This window comes from Enterococcus canis NBRC 100695, assembly GCF_001544375.1.
In the GTDB taxonomy this organism is placed as follows: Bacteria; Bacillota; Bacilli; order Lactobacillales; family Enterococcaceae; genus Enterococcus_H; species Enterococcus_H canis.
The window spans coordinates 86,817-92,867 of the sequence record NZ_BCQJ01000007.1 but is presented as its reverse complement, the minus strand read 5'-3'; the positions used below and the strand labels follow the sequence as shown (position 1 = coordinate 92,867).

Here is a 6,051-nt window from a genome sequence, read left to right as displayed (position 1 = left end):
GGTGTCGTAGTGGCGGGGATTATGTATCTCTCAGCCCCTTGGTTGGCAGATATTTCGGGTGGCGGGGCTGAGCTGGAGCCAACGATCCGCTCCTTGAGCTTTGCGGTCTTAATCATCCCCTGTATGAGTGTGATACGGGGCTATTTCCAAGGAAACCAAGAATTGATGCCTTACGCGCTGTCACAGATTTATGAACAAGTTGCCCGTGTGGTTTATATGCTGATTGCCACCTTTATCATTATGAAAGTGATGAAGGGTGATTATCTGACCGCTGTGACGCAATCGACCTTTGCAGCCTTTATTGGGGCTATTGCAAGCTTCGTCGTCCTTTTATGGTATCTGCGGAAGCAAAAACCGTTATTTGATTACTTAGAAAGCCATAGCGCCGATCAACTGCAAGTTTCTGTGACGCAGTTATTGGTAGAAATCGTTCGGGAAGCAATTCCCTTCATCATCGTAGGTTCTGGAATCACAATTTTCAAACTAGTGGATCAAGTGACCTTCATGCGTTTCATGACGGGCTTCACGGAATACTCGCAATTTCAATTAGTTGAATTGTTTGGGATCTTCAATGCTAATCCAGACAAGCTGACGATGGTAGTCATCGCGTTAGCAACCTCGCTTTCGGCTTCAGGCTTACCTCTGATTACCGAAGCGGTGACCTTGAAAGACACTCGCGGTTTAGCTAAGCTAGTGAGCGATAATCTACAACTATTTTTATTTGTGATGTTGCCAGCGACTTTCGGAATGATTGTGTTGGCGCGGCCACTGTACACGCTATTTTATAATCCAGATGCCTTAGGTACGAAGGTCTTAATCCAAGCTAGCTATGTTGGCTTAGTGATGGGACTTTATATGTTAGTGGGGGCCATGTTACAAGGAATGTATCAAAACAAAGATGCGATGAAATATTTTGGCATAGGGCTTCTAGTGAAGATTTTGATCCAATATCCATGTATTCGTCTTTTTGAAGTATATGGGCCGTTGTTAGCTACGGCGATTGCTTTTACCGTGACTTGTTTCTTGATGGTACGCCGCATTCAACAGATTTCGCGCTTCAACTTTGGTTTGACGGCACGGCGCGGCTTGCTGATTTTGATCTTGTCCTTACTAATGACCTTAGCCGCTTTTATCACGCGTCAGTTATTGTATTTGGTCTTATCGCCAGATCGGACCTTCCAATCCTTCGTGATTGCCGTAGTAGTAGCGGCAGTTGGGGCGGGCTTGTATGTCTGGCTCGCACTGAAAACGCGCTTAGCGGATAAATTGATGGGGGAACGGGTAGCTGTTTTAAGACAAAAATTGCATATCAAATAGGACCGGCTCGGCCGGCAATCAAGAAGTCGTGACTTAACGGTCCGGCTTCTTTTCATGAAAGGAGGTCCCTAGATGCGCTTAGATCGTTATTTAGCGGAGGCGGGCTTAGGAACTCGTAAAGAGGTCAAAGAACTGTTGAAAAAGGGTCAGGTGACGGTGAATGGCTTAGTAGTCAAAGAAGCTAAAAGACAAGTTACAGAGGACGACCAAGTGGCTTACGGCGGTGAAAGCATCCTCTACCAAGAATTTTACTATTTGATGCTCCATAAGCCGGCGGGGGTTGTTAGTGCCACTAGTGATACCCAGAAAACAGTCATTGATTTGATTCCTAATGCGCCTAAGGGTTTGTTTCCTGTGGGCCGTTTAGACAAAGATACGGAAGGTCTCTTGTTGTTAACGAATGATGGTCAGCTGGCTCATGATTTGCTGGCCCCAAAAAAACACGTGGCTAAACGCTACTATGCGGAGATCAAAGGACTGGTGACTGAGGAAGATCAAGCTGCTTTCCAAGCCGGAATTCACCTTAAAGAAGGCTTGTTACAGCCAGCTAACTTGATCATATTGTCAACAGATCAAGTAGCTGGCACGTCACGAGTTGAAATTGAGATTCAAGAGGGGAAGTTTCATCAAATTAAGCGGATGTTCCACGCGGTGGCCAAAGAGGTGACCTATTTAAAGCGTTTGACGATGGGGCCATTATCCTTAGATCCTACCTTGGCTAAGGGGGCTTATCGATCGTTAACCGCCGCCGAAACCGCCCAATTGTTGGCCTTAAAAAAAGATGACCCTGCTGATTAGGCGGGATCATCTTTTTTTAGTGGCAGATCATCTTTAATGGGTTTGACTTTTAAGATATCTAAGAAGAAAGTCGCAATGGGAATCCCAACAATCAGTCCCCAGACACCAAAAAGGCGTTCACTGACTAACAGGATTACAAAGGTATAAAAGATTGGTAATTCGGTCTTACTGGACATAAATTTAGGGTTCAAAATATAAGCTTCCAATAGATGAATCACGATAATCAGCAGTAAAACATAGATCAAGCTGTTTAAGCCGCCTTCTGAGTAAGCCACGAAACTTAAAGGAATACAGGAAATAATCACGCCGGCCACCGGAATCAGACTTAATAAAAAGACCATAATGGCTAAACTGGGAATCTGGTGTAACCCAATCAAGGTCAAACCTAAGATTGTCAAAACCGTATTGACTACGGCGATAAAGAACTGGGCCTCCAAGACGACCCCAAAGGTATTGACGAACTTCTGGGCAAAATAATAGAGATCTTGGAAATACCAGGAAAATTCACTGTGTAGAAAGCGGCGGGAAAAAATCCGCATTTTTTTTGTTTCTACCATATAGAAAAAGCTGAGGATAAAGGACATTGCAAAGGCTACTGCTAATTTACCAAAATCTTGGAGGTAGCTTAAAATCACGGTGGCACCGTTTTTCACTTGATCCATCAAATTCATTTTTTCCAAATAATCATGAACGTAAGCAATAATTTGATTAGACTGTTCCGGTTGCTGGTCGTAAAAATCCACCACAGAATCATACATGGTAACCGATTGATGAATAACAATGGGAATATATTTGGTTAAAGCCAAGTAGATCCCAAAAATAATGGCTGCATAAAGCAACAAGCTCAAAAGAGCAGTGGGAATGTGAAAAAAATGTTGAATTAAACGCACAAAGCGAATCGCTAAATAGGTAAAAATGAACGTCAGTAAAATCGTGGTCATCATGCTGCGGGAAAGATACAAAACAACCATTACACTTAGTAGGACGACAATCCTTCTTAAGGTTACATTAGCGGTAAAACGTTGATAAAGAGTCATCAGTCCACCGACCTTTCCGCAACTTCATGCTGTTTCATAAAAACGGGCAAAGCTGTGGCAATAGTGGTAGGCAGCACAACATAGTGAGTCTGAGCCAACCCTTCGGCAATCGCTGAATGCGTGTAGACTGCTGCTGGCAGTGCCCGTGAGTCATGAAATTGAGCCAAAAATCCGGCAATGATACCAGCCAAAGTATCACCAGTGCCGCCAGTCGCCATTGCCGGTGTTCCTAAAGGATTTTGTAGTACGGTATTGTCACGATAAATTTCGGTCCGATGGCTTTTCAGGACAATCGTCGCTTGCAGTCGCTGTTGGGCTGCTTGGTTATTTGCCGGCGTTTGCTGCGCAATAGGCAGACCACTTAGTCGCTGCCACTCCATTTGATGGGGCGTAAAAATCGTATTGGGTGCCCAAGTGTACGCCTCTGGCTTTTCAGCAATCAAGGTGATGGCCGAGCCGTCGATTACGACATGTTGGCTGCGCTCTAATACAAAGTGTAAGAGATTACGACTGTGAGGACTCATTCCTAGCCCAGAACCAATCAAAACAATCGTCGCTGTTTTTAGAACAGCTTCCATAGCAATCTCGTCAAACCAATCCACGACCATTGCTTCTGGTAAGCGGCTGTGGAGGGCGGTATGATTTTGGGGATGGGTAATGACCGTCGTCAAGCCTGCGCCCGCTGCCACACAGGCCTGAGCGGCCATCATGATGGCGCCACCATATTGGCTATCGCCGCCTACCAAGACGGCCCGACCATAGGTACCTTTATGACTTTCGGCGGGGCGGGGGGTAATAACGTTTAAAATTGCTTCAGTAAGAACTTCCATGATTTCGCCTCCTTATTTTCATTATAGAGAAAGGCGGCCAATTTAGCACGGCGGAAGGATCTATTCGATCCGTAACACTTCCTTTTCCTTTTTTCGCCAGTTAGTGGTATCATGAGAGGCGTAAACTAATGAATTGGAGTGACGTTCATGACGATCGATTGGCAAAAAGAAGTAGAAGCTCGCAAAGACCAAATCATGGAAGATTTGTTTGGCTTGCTACGTATTAACAGTGAAAAAAATACAGATGATGCAACAGCAGGTGCGCCTTTTGGACCTGGTCCGAAAGAAGCCTTATTAAAAATGCTGGCTTATGGTGAACGTGACGGCTTTACCGTGAAAAATGTCGACAATTATGCTGGACATATCGAGTTTGGCGGGGGCGATGAAACGTTAGGAATCTTCGGCCATATGGATGTAGTTCCAGCAGGTAGTGGTTGGGATACAGATCCTTATGAACCAGTTATCAAAGACGGTAAAATCTATGCCCGTGGTTCTAGCGATGATAAAGGTCCAAGTATCGCTGGCTACTATGGGATGAAAATCGTTAAAGAATTAGGCTTGCCTCTTTCTAAAAAAGTGCGCTTTGTCGTAGGTTCTGATGAAGAAAGCGGCTGGCAAGATATGGATTATTACTTTGAACATGAGGAAGCACCTGATTTCGGTTTTTCTCCCGATGCGGAATTTCCGATTATTAACGGGGAAAAAGGGAACGTAACCCTGGGCTTGCATTTCCAAGGTAACAATGAAGGAGCTTGGCGTTTAGAAAGCTTTAAAGCTGGCTTGCGGGAAAACATGGTACCAGAAAGTGCCCAAGCAACTGTGACATTAGCGGATAAAAATGAAGCAGAAGCTTTTGAAACAGCTTATGCAGAGTATTTAGCTGCTAACCCTGTTAGTGGTGATATGGAAATCGACGGCACCACTGCTCGTTTGAACTTAATCGGAAAATCGGCCCATGGTGCTAGTCCACAATCTGGGATCAATGGTGCTACCTACTTGGCTGTCTTCTTAGATCGTTACCCATTTGGTGGTGGCGCAAAACAATTCTTACATGTGATTGCGACTTATGTTCATTTAGATCATTATGGCGAAAAATTAGGCACTGCTTTTGAAGACGAAAAAATGGGCAAATTGACCATGAATGCCGGCTTGTTCTTGTTCCGCGCTAGTGACAATGTGCAAGCAGACAACTTCGTTACCTTGAACTTCCGCTATCCTCAAGGAGTAACAGCAGAAGGTTTAGAAATTGCTTTGGATAATAAGGTGGGCATGGAAGGCGCTACAGTAACTCGTTCTGAACGCAATATGGAACCCCACTATGTGCCAATTGATGATCCATTGGTTGCTACGTTATTGCAAGTCTATGAAGACCATACTGGTGAAAAAGGCTATGAACAAATCATTGGTGGTGGGACTTATGGCCGCTTGTTGAAACGCGGCGTAGCATACGGGGCAATGTTCCCAGGCTATACCGATACAATGCACCAAGCCAATGAGTTCATGACCGTTGATGACTTAATGCGGGCAACAGCTATTTACGCTGACGCGATTTATCGCTTGGCTCAATAAGTAAAAACGAGAGTCTGGGACATAACTCAAACGGTTATGGTCCAGACTCTTCATTATCCAAATAAACGGTTGCTTCTGCCTCAACCGCTTTAGAAAGTAGGTGTCAAAAAAATGGATGAGAAAAGAAAACGCCAGCTGATGGCTGAGTATCGGCAAATGAAAACCTATTATGGCATTATTCAGCTACGCAATAAGGAAAACGGGAAAATTTTTATTGAAGCAGTCCCTAATACGAAAAATCGTTGGACTTACTATCGACTGACCCTTAATAGCGGCAGCTATCGGGATAGTCCGCTCCAAAAAGATTGGGATCAATACGGCGAAGAGGCCTTTGAGTACGAGGTATTGTGGGAGAAATCCAACGAAGAAGTTGTGAATATGAAACAAACTTTGAAGGACCTTAAAAAGGAATGGCTGGAAAAATTACAGCCATTTGGTGCAGCTGGTTACAATAAGCCCTTAGACTAAAGTTCAAAAAACGACTAAATTCTCTATGATAA

General features: G+C 44.4%; 6 protein-coding genes. 4 read left to right on the top strand and 2 right to left on the bottom strand.

Annotated features, from left to right (window positions below):
* Both ECA01S_RS10795 and ECA01S_RS10790 read left to right on the top strand, forming a co-directional pair.
* On the top strand, positions 1-1,317 hold a 1,317-nt coding region (locus ECA01S_RS10795; RefSeq protein WP_082703298.1), incomplete at its 5' end, for a putative polysaccharide biosynthesis protein.
* Between the two features lie 72 nt (positions 1,318-1,389).
* The gene (locus ECA01S_RS10790) at positions 1,390-2,115 is read left to right on the top strand and encodes a pseudouridine synthase (RefSeq protein ID WP_067395228.1); all 726 of its coding nucleotides are present in this window, start codon (positions 1,390-1,392) and stop codon (positions 2,113-2,115) included.
* Here the strand turns inward: ECA01S_RS10790 and ECA01S_RS10785 are convergent.
* Both ECA01S_RS10785 and ECA01S_RS10780 read right to left on the bottom strand, forming a co-directional pair.
* Complete coding sequence (locus ECA01S_RS10785) at positions 2,112-3,152, bottom strand: AI-2E family transporter (protein ID WP_067395226.1); 1,041 nt, start codon at positions 3,150-3,152, stop codon at positions 2,112-2,114. The two genes, ECA01S_RS10790 and ECA01S_RS10785, sit on opposite strands and share 4 nt — an antisense overlap.
* Positions 3,152-3,982, bottom strand: coding sequence for an NAD(P)H-hydrate dehydratase (locus tag ECA01S_RS10780; protein ID WP_067395223.1), 831 nt, complete (start codon positions 3,980-3,982; stop codon positions 3,152-3,154). Before ECA01S_RS10780 ends, ECA01S_RS10785 begins: the two co-directional genes overlap by 1 nt.
* A gap of 147 nt (positions 3,983-4,129) precedes the next feature.
* On the opposite strand from ECA01S_RS10780, the gene pepV reads away from it, so the two are divergent.
* Both pepV and ECA01S_RS10770 read left to right on the top strand, forming a co-directional pair.
* Positions 4,130-5,551, top strand: a complete 1,422-nt coding sequence (pepV, locus tag ECA01S_RS10775; RefSeq protein WP_067395220.1) for a dipeptidase PepV — start codon at positions 4,130-4,132, stop codon at positions 5,549-5,551.
* Between the two features lie 111 nt (positions 5,552-5,662).
* Positions 5,663-6,019 carry a GIY-YIG nuclease family protein gene (locus ECA01S_RS10770; RefSeq protein WP_067395217.1) on the top strand — a complete coding sequence of 119 codons (357 nt, stop codon included), beginning with the start codon at positions 5,663-5,665 and terminating at the stop codon, positions 6,017-6,019.
* The last annotated feature ends 32 nt before the right edge of the window (positions 6,020-6,051 follow it).